General features: G+C 70.6%; 16 protein-coding genes and 2 pseudogenes. 5 read left to right on the top strand and 13 right to left on the bottom strand.

Going from position 1 to position 18,524, the window contains the following annotated elements; genetic code table 11:
- Positions 1-21 precede the first annotated feature (21 nt).
- On the top strand, positions 22-2,835 hold the full coding sequence (locus PV419_RS22235) for a helix-turn-helix transcriptional regulator (RefSeq protein ID WP_319691509.1): 2,814 nt from the start codon (positions 22-24) through the stop codon (positions 2,833-2,835).
- Positions 2,836-3,341: 506 nt separating this feature from the next.
- Here PV419_RS22235 and PV419_RS22230 read toward each other — a convergent pair.
- A pseudogene (locus PV419_RS22230) lies at positions 3,342-3,686 on the bottom strand (Scr1 family TA system antitoxin-like transcriptional regulator); the annotation flags it as partial.
- Between the two features lie 201 nt (positions 3,687-3,887).
- On the opposite strand from PV419_RS22230, the gene PV419_RS22225 reads away from it, so the two are divergent.
- Positions 3,888-4,175 carry a hypothetical protein gene (locus PV419_RS22225; RefSeq protein WP_319691507.1) on the top strand — a complete coding sequence of 96 codons (288 nt, stop codon included), beginning with the start codon at positions 3,888-3,890 and terminating at the stop codon, positions 4,173-4,175.
- Positions 4,176-4,273: 98 nt separating this feature from the next.
- On the opposite strand, the gene PV419_RS22220 is transcribed toward PV419_RS22225, so the two are convergent.
- Positions 4,274-5,227, bottom strand: coding sequence for a helix-turn-helix domain-containing protein (locus tag PV419_RS22220; protein ID WP_319691505.1), 954 nt, complete (start codon positions 5,225-5,227; stop codon positions 4,274-4,276).
- Between the two features lie 226 nt (positions 5,228-5,453).
- Between PV419_RS22220 and PV419_RS22215 the strand changes: the two genes are divergently transcribed.
- Complete coding sequence (locus tag PV419_RS22215; protein WP_319691504.1) at positions 5,454-6,326, top strand: helix-turn-helix transcriptional regulator; 873 nt, start codon at positions 5,454-5,456, stop codon at positions 6,324-6,326.
- 24 nt (positions 6,327-6,350) lie between these two features.
- On the opposite strand, the gene PV419_RS22210 is transcribed toward PV419_RS22215, so the two are convergent.
- The 4 genes from PV419_RS22210 to PV419_RS22195 form a co-directional block, all read right to left on the bottom strand.
- Positions 6,351-6,638 carry a hypothetical protein gene (locus PV419_RS22210; protein WP_319691502.1) on the bottom strand — a complete coding sequence of 96 codons (288 nt, stop codon included), beginning with the start codon at positions 6,636-6,638 and terminating at the stop codon, positions 6,351-6,353.
- 55 nt (positions 6,639-6,693) lie between these two features.
- On the bottom strand, positions 6,694-8,433 hold the full coding sequence (locus PV419_RS22205) for a hypothetical protein (protein WP_319691500.1): 1,740 nt from the start codon (positions 8,431-8,433) through the stop codon (positions 6,694-6,696).
- A 154-nt stretch (positions 8,434-8,587) separates the two neighbouring features.
- Positions 8,588-8,857 (bottom strand): WXG100 family type VII secretion target, encoded by a 270-nt coding sequence (locus tag PV419_RS22200; RefSeq protein ID WP_319691498.1) that lies wholly within the window; start codon positions 8,855-8,857, stop codon positions 8,588-8,590.
- Between the two features lie 122 nt (positions 8,858-8,979).
- Positions 8,980-9,477, bottom strand: a complete 498-nt coding sequence (locus PV419_RS22195; protein ID WP_319691495.1) for a hypothetical protein — start codon at positions 9,475-9,477, stop codon at positions 8,980-8,982.
- A 189-nt stretch (positions 9,478-9,666) separates the two neighbouring features.
- On the opposite strand from PV419_RS22195, the gene PV419_RS22190 reads away from it, so the two are divergent.
- Both PV419_RS22190 and PV419_RS22185 read left to right on the top strand, forming a co-directional pair.
- Positions 9,667-10,290, top strand: a complete 624-nt coding sequence (locus tag PV419_RS22190) for a hypothetical protein (RefSeq protein ID WP_319691493.1) — start codon at positions 9,667-9,669, stop codon at positions 10,288-10,290.
- A 300-nt stretch (positions 10,291-10,590) separates the two neighbouring features.
- Entirely contained in the window at positions 10,591-10,959 is a 369-nt protein-coding gene (locus tag PV419_RS22185; protein WP_319691492.1) for an SH3 domain-containing protein, read from the top strand.
- Positions 10,960-11,323: 364 nt separating this feature from the next.
- On the opposite strand, the gene PV419_RS22180 is transcribed toward PV419_RS22185, so the two are convergent.
- The 7 genes and pseudogenes from PV419_RS22180 to PV419_RS22150 form a co-directional block, all read right to left on the bottom strand.
- Positions 11,324-12,406, bottom strand: coding sequence for a polyprenyl synthetase family protein (locus PV419_RS22180; protein WP_319691491.1), 1,083 nt, complete (start codon positions 12,404-12,406; stop codon positions 11,324-11,326).
- Positions 12,407-12,583: 177 nt separating this feature from the next.
- Entirely contained in the window at positions 12,584-14,095 is a 1,512-nt protein-coding gene (locus PV419_RS22175; RefSeq protein ID WP_319691489.1) for a GAF domain-containing sensor histidine kinase, read from the bottom strand.
- Positions 14,092-14,778, bottom strand: a complete 687-nt coding sequence (locus PV419_RS22170; protein ID WP_014178459.1) for a response regulator — start codon at positions 14,776-14,778, stop codon at positions 14,092-14,094. The genes PV419_RS22175 and PV419_RS22170 overlap by 4 nt, the downstream gene beginning before the upstream one ends.
- Positions 14,779-14,929: 151 nt before the next feature.
- Positions 14,930-15,043, bottom strand: a pseudogene (locus PV419_RS22165) (phosphatase PAP2 family protein); the annotation flags it as partial.
- Positions 15,044-15,342: 299 nt separating this feature from the next.
- Positions 15,343-16,020, bottom strand: a complete 678-nt coding sequence (locus PV419_RS22160; protein ID WP_319691488.1) for a response regulator transcription factor — start codon at positions 16,018-16,020, stop codon at positions 15,343-15,345.
- Entirely contained in the window at positions 16,017-18,086 is a 2,070-nt protein-coding gene (locus tag PV419_RS22155) for a PAS domain S-box protein (protein WP_319691486.1), read from the bottom strand. The genes PV419_RS22160 and PV419_RS22155 overlap by 4 nt, the downstream gene beginning before the upstream one ends.
- Entirely contained in the window at positions 18,086-18,520 is a 435-nt protein-coding gene (locus PV419_RS22150; protein WP_319691484.1) for a hypothetical protein, read from the bottom strand. Before PV419_RS22150 ends, PV419_RS22155 begins: the two co-directional genes overlap by 1 nt.
- Positions 18,521-18,524 lie beyond the last annotated feature (4 nt).

Raw genomic sequence — 18,524 nt, 5'->3', positions numbered from 1 at the left:
CGGGTGTTAGCGTGCTGGCAGATGAATGACCGCCCTGAGCAGCGACGACGGCTGATCGGGCGGGTCGGCGAGGTCGCCGCGCTGACCCGCGCGATCGATGCCGCCCGCGCGGGCCGGCCCTCGATGCTGCTGGTCGAGGGACCCGCGGGCATCGGCAAGACGGCGCTTGTCGAGCACGTACTGCGCACGCACCCGGCCGGTGCCGGGCCGGCCGCACCCCGCGTGCAGCGCGTCGCAGGGGTCTCCTGGGAGTCTGACCTGCCGCTGGGGATCGCGAAGCAGCTGCTGCCGGCCCCCGACACCGGCCCCGACGCACCTCGGGCGGTGCTGGACACGGCCCGGCTCCTGCACCGCCAGTGGGTGGCCCGGCAGGAGCGGGAGCCCGTCGTGGTGATGGTCGACGACGCCCACTGGGCCGACGTGGAGAGTCTGCGCGCGATCCGGTCCGCGCTGCGCAGGATGTCGCACGAGCGGGTCCTCGTCCTCCTGATCGCGCGCGACGAGCCGAACGAGCTGTACGAGATGCGGTCGGCGCACGACGAGCTGCCCCTCCCGGTCCTGCGGACCCTGGAGTTCCTCGACGGCTGCCGCGACGACGCCGTACGACCGGCGCCGCTCGCTCCCGAGGATGCCAGGACCCTGTCCCGCGAGGTCTGCGGCCTCACCCTGGACCTGCCCACGGCCCGGCACCTGTGCCGCCACACCCTGGGCAACCCCCGGTACCTCACCCAGTTGCTGCGCGAACTCCCGCGAGAGACCTGGCAGGACTGGCGGCCCGAGCTGTCCGCCCCCGCCCGCTACGCCGCAGCCGTCCGGCACCGCCTCGCCCAGTGCGGCGCGGCCGCCCGTCAGGTGGTCGAGGCGTGCTCCGTCCTGGGCGACGACACGTCACTCTCCGAAGCGGCGGCCCTGGCGGCCGTCGACGATCCGCTGCCCGCCGTCGACGAAGCACGGGCGGCGGGCCTGCTGACCGCCACCATCGACCCCGGGCACATGCTGCTGTCCTTCCCCCATCCGCTGGTCCGGGCCGCGGTCCTCACCGCCATCGAGCTGACCCACCGCGCGGAGCTGCACCGCCGGGCGGTGGCGATCACCGACGACCAGGGGCGGCGTCTGGCCCACCGGGTGGCCGCCACCAGTAAGGCCGACGCAGCACTCGCCGAGGAACTCGACCGCTACGCGGCCGGGCGTGCCGCCGCCGGGGAGTGGGCGACCGTGGCCGACACCCTGGTCCGTGCCAGTCGGCTGAGCCCCGGCCGCACGGCCCGCGAGGACCGGCTGCTGCGTGCCGTCGACGCCATGGTCGGCGCCGGAGATGTGCCACAGGCCGCGGTCTTCGCCGCCGAACTGGAGAGCTTCCCGGCCGGCACCCTGCGCGATGTGGTCCTCGGCTATCTGGCCATCCTGCGCGGGCGCCCGTCGGAGGCCGAGACCTTCCTGACCCGGGCCGGGGAGCGCTGCGACCCCGAGGCCCAGCCGGACCTGATGGCGAAGATCTGCCAGCGCCGCGTGCTTCACGCCCTGGGCCGCTGGGACGCACGTGATGTCGTCGCCTGGGCCCGCCGCGCCATCGAACTTGCGGACCCCGGCGACCCCTCCGCCATCGAGTCGGAGGCCGTCCTGGGCCTCGGCCTCGCCGCGATGGGCCGTCCCGAGGATGCCTTCACCGCGTACGAGGCGGCCGCCGTCAAGCTGCCCGGCGGCGCCCAGTCGCAGCGCTTCCAGCTCGGCCGCGGCTGGGTGGACCTCGCCCTGGACGCACCGGAAGCCGCCCGCCGAAGACTCGAAGCCGCGGTCCCCACCAGCTACCGGATGGGTTCCACCCGTATCTCCCTGTGGGCGCAGGGCTGGCTGGCCCGCACCCAGTTCGCGCTCGGGGCGTGGCCGGAGGCCGTCGAGACCGTGCAGCGGGCCGCCGCCCGCATCGCCGAGTGCCGCATCGAACTCGCCCGCCCCCTGGTGCACTGGACGGGTGCCCAGATCCACGCCTTGCGCGGCGACTGGGACACGGCCGAACACCACCTGCGTGAGGGTGCCGCCGACCTCCACCACTACGAGGTCATGCTGGTCCCGTCCTGTCTGGCGCGCGCCCAGGTCGCCGAGGCGCGCGGCGACTACGGACGCGTCATAGAGGCGCTGTCGCCCGTGGTCCAGCTGCCCGCACGGGAGTTCTTCCACGAACCGGGCTTCTGGCCGTGGCCGGACGTGTACGCCAACGCCCTGGTGATGAGCGGCCGCCTCGACGAGGCCGACGCCTTCCTCACCCCGTACGAGGAGTTGGCCGCCCGCCGCCGCCATCGCTCCGCCATGGCCTGCCTCGGCCTCGCCCGCGGCCGCCTCACCGTTGCCCGGGGCGGCGACATCGACACCGCACGCAAGGGCTTCGAGCAGTCACTCGCCCACCTGGAGCATCTGCCGCTGCCGTACGACCGGGCCCGGGTGAACTTCGCCTACGGCCAGACCCTGCGCCGCGCGGGCAAGCGTCGCGAGGCCGACGCCGTCCTCCACAACGCCCGCGACGTCTACCTCGCCCTCGGCGCCCACACCTACGTGGAGCGGTGTGACCGGGAACTCAAGGCAGGCGGTCTGCACACCAGCCGCGTCGCCCCCGGCCTGTCGGACCTCACACCTCAGGAACAGGCCGTCGCCCGTCTGGTCGCCGCGGGGGCGACCAACAAACAGACGGCGCTGGAGCTGTACATCTCCGTCAAGACCGTGCAGTACCACCTGACCCACATCTACTCCAAGCTAGGCATCCGCTCCCGCAGCGAACTGGCCGCCCGCTTCAGGGAGGCATCGGCCCGCGATGATCGGGCGGTGCCACCCCTCCTGTGAGATCTCGACACACTGAGCAGACATACTGCTGACGAGGGGCTGCCCGTGCACACGCTCCTCTTCGTCAGGCGGAGGGGAGCGCAAAGGGAGCGCGGACGCCTTTGGACCGTGCAGCACGGGGTGCGGGCACCGGGACCGTGACATGTGCTCTGATCTGGGAAAACGGGACCTGGAAGGACCGAATGGCACCGCTCGGCACGATCTCCACCGCCCTCGTAATGCGTGGGTCAAGGGTTCGATTCCCTTAGGCGGCTCCACTGGAACCCCAGCCCAGACAGTGTCTGAGCTGGGGGTTTTTCTATGCGTGCTCCGAGTGCCCGCCACCCATGTGTGGGCAGCGGTCGCTCTGCCTCTCCTGGTCGGCTCGGCCACCTTGACTGCCGCCCCATCGGCCGGTGCCGCCACCACGGGCACCACCGCATGCACCCACCCGTCCTGGTCCGACAAGGACACCGGGTCCGGCTATCTCCTGAACCGGGACGGCACCGCGCCGCTGCGCAGCGGGGGACACGTACTCTCCGGTCCTCCGCCAAGCGCACGATGTGCATGATCTGCTCGGACATGACATCCGGCCCGCCCACCTGGCGACGCAGCACCGCCTCGTCCAGCAGCGCCCACACTGAGGGCGGGCGGACGGCGATCTCCAAAACCGCACGCATGTACCTCTCTGTCTGAAGAATGCCAGGCACGAGTGTCAGGGCGAACTCGCGGATGGCGGTCGCCTGTTGTTCGAGCTGCCGGGCCGCTTCGAAGTAGTCGGCGACCGGTGCGTCCTCGACTGGCAGGAAGCTGCTCAGCACATTCCCCGTGTTCAGGGCCCGGTCCAGGCGCCGTGCGTTGTTGCTCCCTGGGCCAGTCGCCGTACGTGTTGCCCACCGTCAACCGCCTTGTGACAAAACCGCTGTCACCCGCTGATTACTGGCGACGTACGTCGTCGCCCAGGAACGACGCGAAGAGGCGCGGCGACAGCGGGCACGACGTCGCGCGCTGTGGCTCGCGCTGCACGGTGTCGACATTGGTCCGCGCCTGATCCACGGCGTGGAGGTGACCACGTGATCAGCCTGCCGAGCGGTGCTCGACTGCTCCCGTGGTCCACTTCGGAGGGGAAGCCCTGTTACGTCGTCGGTGACGGGACCGGGTACGTGTCCCGTGTCGCCGACAACGTCGAGCGCGTGCAACTCGACATGGTCGCCAAGCTGCTCGGCCACGCCGATGACATGCTTTCCGACCGCAAGACCACCTCCGTGCAGTTCCGCTTTCTCGCCACACGCCTGGCCGAGGCCCTGCGCGATGCGCACCGGATCGCCGAGAGCCGGGGCGCCCGGCCGCCCGTAGGCTGAGCCGCACCCGCCGAGACCGGTGACGCGTACCGTTCGCGGCCCTGGTACGTGCCACTGGGCTTCGCCACGCCGACGTGGGCCAGCCGGGCACGCCAGGGTCACAGGGTCTGGAAGTGCCTCTTGCGGTACTCGCCCGGTGACATTCCGTAGGCCTTCTTGAAGGCTCTGCAGAACACCGGGTCGTCTCGGAAGCCCCAACGGGCACGGATTACACCGACGGTGCGCCCGGGGTGGGACGGGTTCGTCAGGTCGGCCCGGCAGTGTTCCAGGCGCTGTTCTTGAAGGAAGCCGCGGACCGTCCGCATGTCATGTTGGAAGAGGTGGTGCAGGTACCGCACCGAGATGTGATGCTCTGCCGCGATCAGCTGGGGTGACAGGTGCGGTTCGCCGAGATTCCGGATGATGAAGGACTTGATCTCTTCCAGGAGTTCGGCCCTTCGGGGATGAGGCGGCAGCAGTCCACGCGCCTCGGCCAGGCTGGTGAGAAACGCGACCGAGAGGTCGACCACAGCCGAGCCGAGCCGCCCGGTCGGGGTCGATTTGAGATCTTCCAACTGGTCGGCGAGCCCTTCCAGAAACCGTGCCAGGATCATTCCGGGTCCGGTCCTGGGAGGCACCGGCCGTGTCGTCAGGCTTCGCAGCGCACGCTCCGGTATCGGCACCGTGCCGCGGGGCAGGTTCACCACCACGGCCTGTGCCGGTCCGGGAGCCGGAGCGGGTGGCTCGAAGGGCTGCGAGCCCTCGTGCAGCATCAGGGTCCCGGTTTCCTGGTGAATGCCGTCGGCTTTGTTCATGGCCCCTGGCCGCGGGCGGGAGGACAGGAGAGAGAGCTGCCAGGCCTCCGGAGTTGGACTCAGGAGCGGGCGGCGTGGTCGTGTCGGTGTCAGTTCGGGAAGATTCACCACCGTAACGCGCACCGGGCCGAGTTCCAGCACGCGTATCTCGTCGGTCTTCTCATGAGGCCGCTTTTCTGTCGTGGGCTCTGAAAAGGAGTCGTGCGCTATCAAGGCCGGAAGGTGCCTTTCATTCGGCCGAGTCCTGTCCGGGGGCATGCCACAGGACGCGGGCAGTCAGGGAGGTGCGCATGAGCCGGGCGTGGTGGTCGCCCGAGCGCTCGAACGTCAGCCCCAGCGCGGTGCTGACCTCTAAACTCTTGACCGCTCAGGGCGTCTCGAGAAGGAAAGGGGCGTCTCATGGGATGTCTTGGGACGCCTGGGACGTCCGGAGACGCCGCACACTCCGGATGGCCGCCCGCATACGGCGCACAGGGGGCACAGCATGGGGCAACGCAGATCGGACACACCGGAAGCGCCCCGTCAGGCGGCTGCAGCCCTGACCTCTTCCGCGGGACGGCGACTGGCGGCCGAACTGCGGCGTATCAAGCAGGCATCCGGGCTGAGTTTCGCCAGGCTCGAGGCGCGCACCCACTACAGCAGGGCTTCGCTCGAGCGCTATGTCAACGGCAAGCTGTTCCCCAGCCGCGACGCCGTCGAGGACGTTGCGCAAGCCTGCGGGGCCGATACAAGGCTCCTGCTGAAACTGTGGGACGACGCGCTGGAGGCCGGCGCCCAGCCGCCACCCGACACGGCCTCGGGCACGGCGCCCCCTGACATGGCACCCTCACCGGAAACGACGGCTTCACGCGAAGCGGCGACTTTCTCCGATCCGACGGCTTCACCCGAAGCGACGGCTTCCCCCAGCGGCCGGCCGGGGCGCGGGCGCGCCCCGCGCGGTGCTCGGCGGCGGCTGCTCCTGTTCGCGGGTCTGGGGCTGGTGTGCCTGCTGTCCCTCGGTCTCGCCTTGCTGCCGTTCAGCCCGTTGAGCCCGTTCGGCTCCGAGCCGGCGTCCAAGGCCCCGACGACCGGATGCCGCGACTACGACGCGGACATGCGCGCCTACGCCGTCGGGACGATCTGTTGGAGCTCGGCCAGAGCCACGGTGACCGGATATGTGAAGAACCCGGATGGCACTGGGAAAGCGGTGGTCCAGCTGTGTATCTCCAATCAGCCGAACGTCTGCTCGCAGACCATGGAACTGGCTGTCGCGGGGCCGGGCGGCACCTCCCGGTACCGCCGGACGGTCACTCTTCCGGCCGGGCACGGTGTGTGGATCCGCACCTGCGCGGAGGACCTGTGCACCCAATGGGACTAGGAGCGCTGCCCGGTGTGGACAGGGCTAGTCGTGGTCCTTGGATCTGAGGTCCTTCGCCGCGTCGCGGAGGTTTTGGGCGGTTGCGTCGAAACCGCCGGGCAACCGTTCCAGCGCGGTCCTGATCTGGCGCAACTCCCCGGTGAACCGCTCGGCCGCCGGTCCTGACCACACCTCCCTGCCGCCGGCTCGCGCCCCGTTCCCGAGGCGGCTGGCCGACTTCATCGTCGGACCGCCCAGCAGCTGTTCGACCAGCCCCTTCCAGCCGGAGAACTCCTGGGCCAGCCGGTCCTTGTCGTTCGCGGCAGCACTCACCTTGACGCCCCTCCTCATTCCGCGGACGGTCTGCCGCCGCGCGCTCATGCCGCCGCTACTGCTTCGCCTTGTCGTTCTGAAGTGCCACCAAGGACAGCACGATGTAGCCATCGCGAAAATTCTCGTAGTCACCCGCTGAGTAGCCGAGGTGTGCGTCAGCCAACTGCTTACGCAGCTTCTCCATGTACGTCTTCTCCAACTCGCTCCGCAGCTTGGGGGAAGTGTTGTCCTTTACCAACAACTCGGCCAACTTGTGCTGCGGATCGTTCAGGCCATATTTTATGCCAAAACCGGCGAAGGGGTTACTGACGCCGGGTATGTACCCCGCCCCGATGCCGAGCAGATCGTTGACGAAATCCACCTGCGCGTCGTGGTTGATTTTCGTGACCTTGCCCGCGCGCAGCAGTAGTCCGACGAATCCCGTCTCCGTGGCCTGCGCTCCCTTCATGTCCTCCCAGAAATGGCTCTGTGAATCGTGGTCGCTCAGATGGCGCAGCCGCTCGATCGCCGCCGGCGACAACGCCCGGTGCTCGTCCATGTTCTGGTATGCGGCGTTCTTGAGCGCCATGCGCCCGTCCGCATTGCTGATCAGACCGGCCAGGAAATCCCTCACGTCCGGGAAGAAGTCCTGCGGGTTGGTGTCCAGCCCTGGAATTATCGGCGTGTGCGGCGCGTATCTGGCGACCTGCTCGGGTTTGAGGTCCCTGGCGTTGCTTCCCGCCATGAAACTCAGCCACGGGATGTACGGCTTCATCCCCTCGACCAGTGCCTTCGCCAGGTCCGGCGACTGGGCCATCATCTGCCGTATCGGCGGCTCACCACCGACCTTGATCAGATTCGTCCACGCCTGCTGCCGGCTGGCCAGGCTTCCCGCATCGTTGGCGAGAGCGCCCCGCAGAACGTTCGCCAACTCCTTTTGATACTCCCCGAGCCGGCCGAAGTGGACGATGTCCGGCAGGTACAGCGCCCGGGTGTCCTTGGCGCTGTGCAGGAACAGTTGGACCACGCCAGGTCGGCGCTCCAGCTCTTTGAGCAGGATCAGTCGGCTCGCGGCCCGGTCGCTGGCGTCGCGGCCGCTGAAGGTCACGAGCGGCGCGTCGAGGATGCGCCGGGCCGCGTCCAGCGCGAACCGGTCGCTGTGACCTTCGCTGAGCCGCAAGAAGATGGCAAGCTCGTGCGGCTGCAACCCCTGTAGGGATTCCTTGCGCACGGACAGCGGCAGCGTGCCGCCCCGGTCCGCGGCGGCGAACAGGTCGGCCAGCGGTCCCACCTCCCCGCGCAGCCGCTGGAGGCCCTTGCCCTCGCCGTTGGCCTGGGCCATGCCGGCGCTCGGGCTGATGTGCGTGGCGAGAATCTGATGGAAGGCGTCCTTGCCGAGCGCCTTCAGCAGCGCACCGGCGTAGTAGGGCTCGTACCGGTACGGCCCCAGCTTCGCCAGCTCGGCGGCCAGCTGCGGGAGCGTGGTCGGATTGTTGTGGCACTGCGCCCAGAGTTGCTTGAGCCGCCGGCCCTCCGCCGTGCCGGCCGCCGCGCCCTGCTGCTGTGCCTGCTGGACGCTCTCGTAGGGGAGGTCGGCGGTGTACCGGGTGCGGTCGAAGGCGGAGCCACCGGTCATGGCCTCGATGTACTGGATCCGCCACCGCAGGTCCTGGGTCCAGGAGTCGAGGAAACGCTGGTAGTGCTGAAGCGCCTGGTCGGCAGCCCGAGCATTGCCGTCGAGGTCGGCGCCGGCCTCGGACATCCCGGAAGGCACCCTCCGCGAGAGGTAGGACGCCGGTCCGGCGGCATCGGCCATGGCTTGGAGCAGGGCATGGGCGCCGGCCGGCTCGATGCCGCAGAATTCGGGCACTTGGTCCTCCTGACGGCTTTCCGGTGAGTTCGAAGGGAACGAGCAATTCCGGCGCACGGGTCGCCCATGTGCTCGCCACGCCGCGCCGGTGACCGGCGTATCAGCGGGTGGCGGTCTCGATGTTCTGGGCGCTCTTGTTGACGGCGGTACTGGCCTCGTCGAGAGCCAGCCGCATCTTCTCGAAGGACGCCCGGGCCTCGCTCCAGGCGGTGCGGAAGCGGTCGGCGGCGGGCCCGGTCCAAATGTGTTCGCTCCCGGCCGTGCGGCTGTTCAGGACGCTGATGATGCCGTTCAGCTTTCCCGCGTTCTCCGAGAACATCTTCGACATCAGTCGCATCTCTTCGAGATTGCCGCCGCGGAGATTGGACATGAGTGGTTTTCCCTTCAGCCGTATGGTCTGCCCATTGGTGAGGCATTGGAAGGAGTTTCTTCAGTACGGCCCGGGATGTCATTGACGCCAGGCGCAAGGTTCTTGACGTCCAGCGCACAGAATCAGGCACTGTTCCCTATATCTGCACGCATGGCCGAGCGCAGAGCGGTCATCGCGTCGATGTACGCGCGGTGGACGCCTCGCCATTCGGCAGTGCCAGGGGCGTTGTCCTCCGGCGCGCCGGGGCTGCCGATGGTGACCTCGGCCGCACCCAGGACGTTCCGCATCGCTCGCAGCGAGCGGTATGCCGTGTCGGCGGCGTCGGCTACTGGTGGTGGGGCGACGAGCGCGATCTCATAATTCAGGGACAGCAGGGAGTGACTGCGCCAGGCGGCCCGGAGGTCGGCTTCGTCCACGGGGGTCTGTCGGCGGATGGCAAGCAACTGCAATTCGCTGTCCGTGTTGGTGAGGGCTTCGAGATAGCGGGCGTACAGCTGGCGCCTGAGCTCGTACCGCTGGTGTCCTCGATCACGTTTTGCGCGAACGGTCTCGCCCAGCAGTGTTGATCCGACCCCCACCATCGTGCCGATCAGCGTACTTACGGGCGTAATCCAGTCCATGAGCCGTAAGCGTAGGTCGGACGCGTTCAGGTGAGCCTCCACCGGACATGGCCCTCCACCGGACATGAGCCGACCGGGCCGCGACTCGGCACCTCCCGGGCAAAACGGTGAAACCGCCCCGCGTGCGGATCGATTGACGGCTGCGGCATGCTTGCTGCCCGTCAGGCGTGAGCGAGGCAGGGAGCAGGAATGGGAACGCCCGAGTCCGTCGTGGCCACCGAGGTGAAGGCGGCAGGGGCTCCGCCGTCCCAGCGGGGTCGGCTGGTCAGCTCGCTGATGTGGGGCGTGTCGGTGCCGCTGATGTTCACCGTGGCCGCGTGGCTGGCGCAGTTCCCATCGGTGGGCATCTACATCGGGGTCGTGCTCGCGCTGGGGACGTTCGCCGTCGCGGCGACCGTGGTCGGCGGCATCTGGCACCGGGCGGGGGCGGCGGTGCTGGTGTCGTGCGCGGGTTTCGCGCTGACGCTGTTCGCGGGGCCGGGGCTGTACGAGCTCTACATGAAGACCATGGGGGAGAAGGTGCCCGCTGTGGTCGTGAAGGTCGAGGACCGTGATGAGAAGCAGTACTGCACGGTGAAGGAGACCGCCGGGGACCACGCCGTGCACGAGATATCGCAGCAGCAGAACTGCTTCGACCACATCAAGCGGCTCCAGCGCGTCACGCTCAGCAAGGACCCGATGGGGGTTCTGGAGCCGCGGCTGCCGGACGGGCCCGACCAGGAGGGTCAGACCGCCCTCACACTGGCGATATCCGGCGGGCTGTTCGTGGTGACCGGCACCTCGATGTTCTACGCGGGGCAGCGCAGGCGCTGACGGGCGCTGGAATACGGGGCGGAGCGTACGGAACTGGAACCCGACCCCGAGGGGATTAAATGAGACAACCGGACGCTTCTATTCCGCCTGTCTTTCCCGTGGATCCAGCCAATCTGCATCTGCACCCACAGAAAAATATGTGGGTCAAATGGTCGAGAATGGTTAAAATTTGCCACCGCATGGCGCGTAATCCCCCTGGCTGAAAATGCCCTGACCTCCCACTCGATTCGTACATACGCTCGACGAGCACATCATCGTGGGACGTCATGAGGATGACGCCCACAGAGCAAAGGGAACGCGTTGAAGAGAAACAAGATGTGGGCAGCGGTCGCTCTGCCTCTCCTGGTCGGCTCGGCCACCCTGACTGCCGCCCCATCGGCGGGTGCCGCCACCACGGGCGCCGCCGCATGCACCCACCCGTCCTGGCGCGACGTGGACACCGGGACCGGCTACCTCCTGAACCGGGACGGCGACGCGCCGCTGCGCAGCGGCCCGAACGCCGAGTGCTCGACGAACATCACCGTCTTTTCCGGTCGTCTCTCCTACGACTGCTACGTGGTCAACTCCGCGGGCAACACCTGGACCCACGCGAAATACGACGACACCGGGACCAGGGGCTGGATCTATGACGGCAACCTGAACGACGGCGGTGCGCAGACGCCCTGCTGACGTGATGACGTGGTGAGGCGGGGGCGCCGAACGCTGCTGCCCCGCCCCCCCCGTAAGGACAGGGGCACCCCGAAGGGGTGTCCCTGTCTGCGTGCCGTGGCGAGCGGCGGAAGGTCGCAGCGCAGGCGCTGACGGGCGCTGGAATACGGGGCGCGGACGGGCGGGTTTCCTGGCTGTGGTTGCCAGGGAGCGATTCAGGCGGCTGTCGGAGGTCGTCCGGCGGTCCTCGCGGGCCGGTGGTGCGCGTCGGCGCCGGGGAGCGGACCGCCCCAGGCCTCGCGCGACGGCGGGGGACCGCCGGTGCCGCGGGGCGGCGTGTCGTACGGAACAGGAGCCCGACCCCTGCCCTGACCCCGACGCCGTCTCACGGCTGCGCCGCTTCGGGGAGTCGCTGCTCCGCGGCGACCAGTGGGGGTGAGGCCGGGCGGCCGCGCGTCGCCACCTCGCACAGATCCTCCAGAGCCCGCCGCGCCGCGCACACGGGCAGCGGCGCCAGCGCCGCGCGGGCCTCTTCGGCGTAGCGGTCCGCGGCCACCCGGGCCTGCTCCAGGGCGGGGTGGGCGCGGAGCCGGCGCAGCGCCTCCGCGTAACGCGTCTCGTCTGTCTCGTTGGTGAGTTCGGTGGTGAGCAGCTGGCACAGCTCCCGGTCCTCGGGCGAGCCGGTCGCCGCCGCCCGCGCCCGCAGATACAGGACCGGCAGCGTCGCGAAGCCCTCGTGCAGGGCGGCGCCCGGGCGGCCGCGCGGCATGGCCCCGGCCGCGCCGGCCCCGGCGATGTCCAGCACGTCCTCGGCGAGACGGCAGGCGATGCCCAGCAGTTCGCCGTAGCGGGCGAGTACGCCGGCGACTTCCCGACCGGCTCCGGACGCCAGCGCGCCCAGCCGCCCGGAGACCGCGATCAGCGAGCCCGTCCTGCCCGCGAGGACCTCCAGGTAGTGCTCGATCGGGTCGCGGTCGCCGCTGGGGCCGGCCGTCTCCAGGATCTGGCCGGTGACCAGCTGTCTGAACGCGTCGGCCTGGATCCGTACGGCCTCCGGGCCCAGGTCGGCCAGCAGGTGCGAGGCGCGGGCGAAGAGGAAGTCGCCGGTGAGGACCGCCACCGAGTTGTCCCAGTTCGCTTCGGTGGCGGGCGTTCGGCGCCGGGCGTCGGCGTCGTCCAGCACATCGTCGTGGTAGAGCGTCGCCAGGTGCGTCAGCTCGACGACGACGGCGGAGGGCACCACGCCCGGCGCGTCCGGATCGCCGAACCGCGCGGCCAGCAGCACCAGCAGCGGCCGCAGCCGCTTGGCGCCCGCCCGCACCAGGTGCTGGGCGGCCTCGGTGATGAACGGCACGTCGCTCTTCGTGGCCTCCAGCAGGCCCGCCTCGACCGCCGTCAGCCCGGCTCGGACGCCGGCCTCCACCGTGCGGTCCCGCATGCTCAGCCCCATGGGCCCGAGGAGGGTCACGGGCGGGTCTCCTGTCTGTGGGCGGCGGCCGGCCTCACCGGCATCAGGAACGTAGCAGGGGGCAGGAACGTAGCGGATGAAATGTCTCATATGCCACCGGGCTCGGAGCCCTGGAGCCCTGGAGCCCTGGAGTGCTGAAGTGCTGGAGCGCTGAAGTGCTGAAGTGCTACTGAGGGTTTACGGCTCCGCCGGGACGGTGGCCCGGATGCGGCTGCCCTGGCCCGGCCGGCTGTCCACGTTCAGCGTGCCGCCCACCTCCCGGGCCCGCTCCCGCATGGAGAGCAGGCCCAGATGGCCCGGGAAGGACCTCTGGGAGTCGAAGCCCACTCCGTCGTCGGCGACCGTCAACGTGACGGTGCCCGGTCCGCTCAGCAGATGGAGGTGCACATGGCGCGCCCCCGAGTGCTTGGCGACGTTGTGCAGGGACTCCTGGGCTATGCGGTAGAGGGCGTGCTTGGCCTCCGGCGTCGTCACCGGTTCGGCGCCGAGCGTCGCCTCGGCGGCGATGCCGTACCGGTCGCGGAGCGCCGTCACGTGTCGCGCGAGTGCGGCGACCAGGCCCTCGGCCTCCAGCGTCTCGGGCCTGAGCCGGCCCAGCAGGACCCGTGTCTCGGCGATCGCGGCGTCGGCGAGCTGCCGGACGTAGTCGATCGGCTCGGCCAGCTCCGACATCCCGTTCGTGTCCCGGTCCAGCAGTTCGCGGGCGGTACGCGCGCCCAGGGTGATGCCGTACAGGGCCTGGGAGACGGAGTCGTGCAGCTCTCTGGACAGCCGCCGCCGCTCGTCCAGGGCGCCCTTGTCCCGCGCGGCCGCTCGCGACCGTTCGCCCTCCACCGCGCGGGCCGCGTGCCCGGCGATCCCCTCCAGGAGGGTCAGGTCGAAACCGTCGGGCCGTCGGACGGGCGGGTAGCGGCAGTGCAGCACCCCGGTCACCCGCCCCTCGCCCAGCAGCGGCCAGGCCGCCCCGGTGCGGTCGTCTCGGAGCGTACGGATGACGGGGGCGGCGGAGGCGACGGCCTCCCGGACCTCCTCCGGCGCGTCTCCCGGAGCCGTCCCTTCCGGCTCCAGCAGCCGGACGGCGCATTCCGCCGCGCCCGTATGTGCCACGGCCGCGGCGGTCAGCCGGTCCAGCGTCCGCCACAGGCTGTCCGCGGCTCCGGTGGCGGCCAGTCGGCGCAGCCGGTCCCGGGTACGGAGCTGGGCGGCCGCCAGGGCGGCGGGCTCGGCGAACCGCCTCAGCACGCGCCGGTCGCCCGAGGTGAAGCGGCGCCGACGCCGGTCGGCCACTTCCAGGACGCCCACTGCCCGTCCGCTCACCGTCAGCGGGATGTCCAGGACGGCCGTGAACCCGGCCGTCCCCAGCGCGCGCCGCCGCGCGGCCGCCGATGGGCCGCTGGGAGCGGGTGCCTCGATGCCGTCGGCGGCCCATACGGTCAGAACCTCGCCGGGTGCCGCGGTGTCGCCCACGCCCGGTGCGCCGTCCACGCCCGGTGCGCCGTCCACGTCCGGGGCCTCGCCGGGCTCCGCCACCAGCACCAGCACCCGCGCCGCGTCCGCGCCGACGGCTTCCCGCGCCCGCCGTACGACCAGCCGCAGCAGGTCCTCGCCGGGCTCCGCGTCGAGGACGTGCCGGTGGATGTCGGCCAGCGCGCGCCGCCGTGCCCTGGCCCGGCGCCGGACAGCGATCACGCCGACCACCAGTGGTCCCGCGTCGCGTCCAGGGGCTCGGGCGTGGTGAGCTCCCCGGCCGGCACCAGGCCCGACTGGACGGCGTACACCGCGGCCTGGGTGCGGCTGTGCACGCCGAGCTTGGTCAGGATGTGGCTCACGTACGTCTTCACCGTCTGCTGCCCGATCCGCAGGTCGCGGGCGATCTCCTTGTTCGACTTGCCGCGGGCGAGCATCGTCAGCACCTCGGCCTCCCGCTCGGTCAGCTGTTCCGGCCCGCTCGGCGCCCTGACCTGCCCCATCAGCCGGGAGGTCGCGTCAGGGGAGACCTGGATCCGGCCGGCGGCGGCGCCCTTCACAGCGCTTCTCAACTCGTCGGCCTCGGCGTTCTTCAGCAGAAAGCCGATCGCGCCCGCCCGGACCGCGCCCATGACCATGGTGTCGTCGAGGGCGCTGGTCAGCGCCACGACCTCCACCTCGGGGAGGTCCTGGCGGATCTCGGCGGTGGCCGAGATCCCGTCCATGACGGGCATCAGCAGATCCATCAGCACGACGTCCGGGCACAGCTCGCGGGCCAGTCGTACGGCTTCCCGGCCGTTGGTCGTCTCGCCGACCACCTTGATGTCGTCGTCGAGACTCAGGATCATCCGCAGGCCCTGCCGGACGACCGCGTGATCGTCGGCGATCAGAACTCGAAGTGCCACTTTGGCTCACCTGCTCACGGAACGAGTGCGGACACGGGCACGTGCGGTCGGCCGGGGGCGAGCGCGCCGCGAGGCGGCCGGGTCGGCCGAGCCATCCGCTCCGTCCGAGCCGCCGCTCCGCCACGGCGACGTACGGCTCGACCAGCGGCAGGGCCAGCAGTACCAGGGCCCCGGCCGTCCAGCCGCCCAGCACGTCGCTGATCCAGTGAGTGCCCGGATAGACCGTGGCGAGACCGATCGCGAAGGCCATCACCCCGGTGAACATGTCGAGCGGGCCTCGGGCCCACGGCCACTGCTTGTACGGCTTGAACATCGCCACGTGCCAGTCGAGGCGGACCAGGGGCGAGGTGGTGAGCACGCCCGCCGCGACCGCCGCGTAGCTCGCGGCGGCGGCCGGCAGGAGGATCCGATGGCTGCGGCGCATGGGGAGGAAACCCGGCGCGGGCTGCCCGGAATTCCCCCGAGTGAGTGTTTTGTCTCCCCCGGTTGGGGTCAGCCCCCTGGGCGGGGTCAGCCCGTCAGGGTCGGGTCATTGGGGATCAGCCCCGGCGCCGGCCAGCCAGGTCAGCCGGGTTCCACCTGGCGGAACCCCCAGTCGGCGGCCTTCGCGACCGCCTCCAGCTGGGACCGCACCTCCAGCTTCTCCAGGATCTTGCGCACATGCGTGCGCACGGTGGCGTAACTGATGCTCAGCCGCTCCGCGACGGCCCGGTTGTCCAGCCCCTGGCTCATCAGGGTCAGGATCTCCTGCTCACGCGGGGTCAGGCTCTCCAGCCGCTCGGTCTGCTGGGCGGAGGAGCGCACGGTCTCCCGGTGCCGGGCCAGGACCTCGACGAGGGTGCTGGCCGGGATGAGGGTCTCGCCCTCGGCCGCCGAGCGGATGGCCGCGCCGATCTCGTCACCGCTCGCCGACTTGAGCAGATAGCCGCAGGCCCCGGCCTCCACCGCGGCCAGCAGCGCCGAGTCGCTGGCGTCCGCGCTGAGGATCACGATGGCGGTGGAGGGGTCCTGGGCCCGGATCGCGGCCGCCGCGTCGGCTCCCGTGCCGTCGGGCAGGCGGAAGTCGACCAGTGCCACGTCGGGGCCCAGCTCCTTGGCCATGGGGACAACCTCCGCGACCGAGTCGGCCCACCCCACCACGGTCAGGTCCGAGTACTCCGCGAGCAGCGCCCACAGTCCCTCGGCCACCACCCGATGGTCCTCGACGATCAGCACCTTGGTGAGATCGGCCGGCGCGGTCACGGCTGCGTGTCCCCTTCCGGGCGGTCCAGGAGGGTCAACGAGTCCAGTGAATCCGGCGCGTCCGGTGCGTCCGGCGCGTCCGGTACGTCCAGGGAACCCAAGGAGCCCGGCGGACCCAAAGAGCCCGGCGAACCCAGCGAGCCGGACGGGCCCAGGGGATCCGGGTAGCCCGGGGCGTCCGCGGGGCCGAAGGGGAGCGGGCCGTGGCCGGGGGTCTCGCCCAGCGGTACCCAGAACTCGACCGTGGTGCCCGCGCCCGGCGCACTCTCGATGCGGCACCAGCCGCCCGCGATCTGGGCCCGCTCCTGGATGAGCGACAGGCCCAGATGGCCGGGGCGGGACTCCACCTCGAGCGGGTTGTAGCCCTGGCCGTCGTCCACGATCCGCACCAGGCACCCCTCGTCGAGTCCCAGCAGCTGCACATGGACCGTCTTCGCCCGCGCGTGCTTGCGCACGTTCATCAGGGCTTCCTGCGCGGTGCGGTAGATCAGGGCCATGGTCTCGGGCGGGGGCTTGGCCGCGATCCGGTCCTCCAGCCGGTATTCGACACCGGTCTCGGTGCGTATCTGCTCCAGGAGCCCGCGCAGCGCCGCGGCCAGGCAGCCGTGCTCCAGGCTGGACGGCCGCAGGTCGAAGATCAGCTGGCGCAGTCGGCTCAGTGACAGCTTGAGGGTCTCGTCCAGCTTCTCCATGATCCGCTGCTCGTCCGGGTCGCGCAGCCGCCGCCGCAGCTGCTGCAGCCGAAGGCTGGCCGCCGTGATGACCTGGATGGTGTCGTCGTGGATGTCGGCGGCGATGCGTCCGCGCTCCGCTTCCTGGGCGTGGACGAGATGGCTGAGCAGCGCCTGGCGGTCCCGGTCGGTGACCTCCAGCAGCTCCAGGCTGCGCTCCAGGACGAACTGGGCGCGCTGCACCTCGGTGATGTCCCTGATGGTCAGCACGGTCAGCAGCCCGTCCTCGGTGCGCAGCGGGCTGATGCTGACGTCGGCCGGGAACTGCTTGGCGTCGCTGCGCCGCCCGACCAGCTCCATGCTGTGTCCCATGGGTTCCTCGGAGGCGTCGGCCCAGTCGCGCAGCGAGATGGTCAGCGGCTGGTCGGGGAGGAGCGCCTCGACGGCGCGGCCGATCAGCTGGTCGCGGTCGTAGCCGAACAGGGCCTCGGTGCGGCGGTTGGCCGTCTGGATCCGTCCGGCGGAGTCCACGATCACCATGGCTTCCGGGGAGGACTCGATGACCTGGCGGAACCGGCTCTCGGCCGCCCGCAGCTGGCTCAGGTCCGCGACGAAGACCACACACCGGGGCCGCCTGCCCTGCAGATGGCCGCCGCTGAACTGGGCGGGGAACTCGGTGCCGTCCCGGCGTCGGCCGGTCATCGCGGAGGGGGCGGTGAACAGCCGCCCGATCAGCTGCTCGGCCGCGGTGCGGTACCGGTCGGGGACCAGGTCGCGCAGCCGCTTGTCGCGGAGCTCGGCCGAGCTGTAGCCGAACATGTGCCGGGCGTGTGCGTTGGCGGACTCGATCCGCCCGCGGGCGCCGACGATCAGCACCCCGCAGGGCGCCTGGCCGAGCAGCTCCAGGTACGACTCCTCGAGCCGGCCGCCCACCAGTTCCTCGAACCGCCAGGAGGCACGGTCGGCCCGCCGCAGCGGCTCGGTGCAGGCGGCGACGAGCTCCCCGGCCATGCTGAACTGGTCGCGGGCGGCCCGGGTGATCGCCTCGAGTATCTCCTCGGCGGGAGTGCCCTTGATCAGGTAGCCGGTGGCCCCGACCGCGAGCATGTTGAGCACGGTCTCCCGGTCGCCGTGGGCCGAGAGGGCCACCACACGGGCCCCGGGCACCTGCTCACGGATGGCGCGGACGCTGCTGGGCGCGTCGCCCTTGGGCATGTGCACGTCCATGACCACGACACGGGGGCGGTGCTCCACCGCGGCGCGGACGGCCTGCTCGTGGTTGACGGCCAGGCCCACCAGCGCCAGGTCGGGGTGGGAGTCGATCAGGTCCGCGAGCGCTTCCCGGACCACGGGGTCGTCATCGGCCACCACGACGCGGATCCGGTCGTCGCGCATCAACCTCCACCTCCCTTGAGGACGGCACCCTGGAGCTCCAGGGTGGAGAGTTCGTCGCGCCGGCAGTGCGCCAGCGACGGCATGACGGCGGCCAGCGGGGCGACCAGCACGTTGTAGTGGCTGCCGATGCGGTCGCATACGGCGACCGCCGCCGCGGCGTCCCACACCGCGGCCCAGAAGGCCCAGTCGTGCCGGCCGTGCGCCCGGGCCGCGTCCAGGGCGGCCCGGCGCGCCACGGAGGCGGCGACCAGGATCCGGTACCGCTCCTCGTCGGATGTGGTGCGGTGGACCTCAGCCCACCCCTCGGCGCGGGTCTGGCTGGAGGTTTGCTTCCACAGATCGGCCACGCGGTCGATCTCCTCCGGGGAGAGGTCCTCGATGTGGGTGAGGAATTGTAGGACTCTTCGAGAATTAGGGCCGAAAATAACACTCATAGGA

Source organism: Streptomyces sp. ME19-01-6, assembly GCF_033793745.1.
Classification (GTDB): domain Bacteria; phylum Actinomycetota; class Actinomycetes; order Streptomycetales; family Streptomycetaceae; genus Streptomyces.
This window is presented reverse-complemented; position numbering and strand designations above follow the sequence as displayed.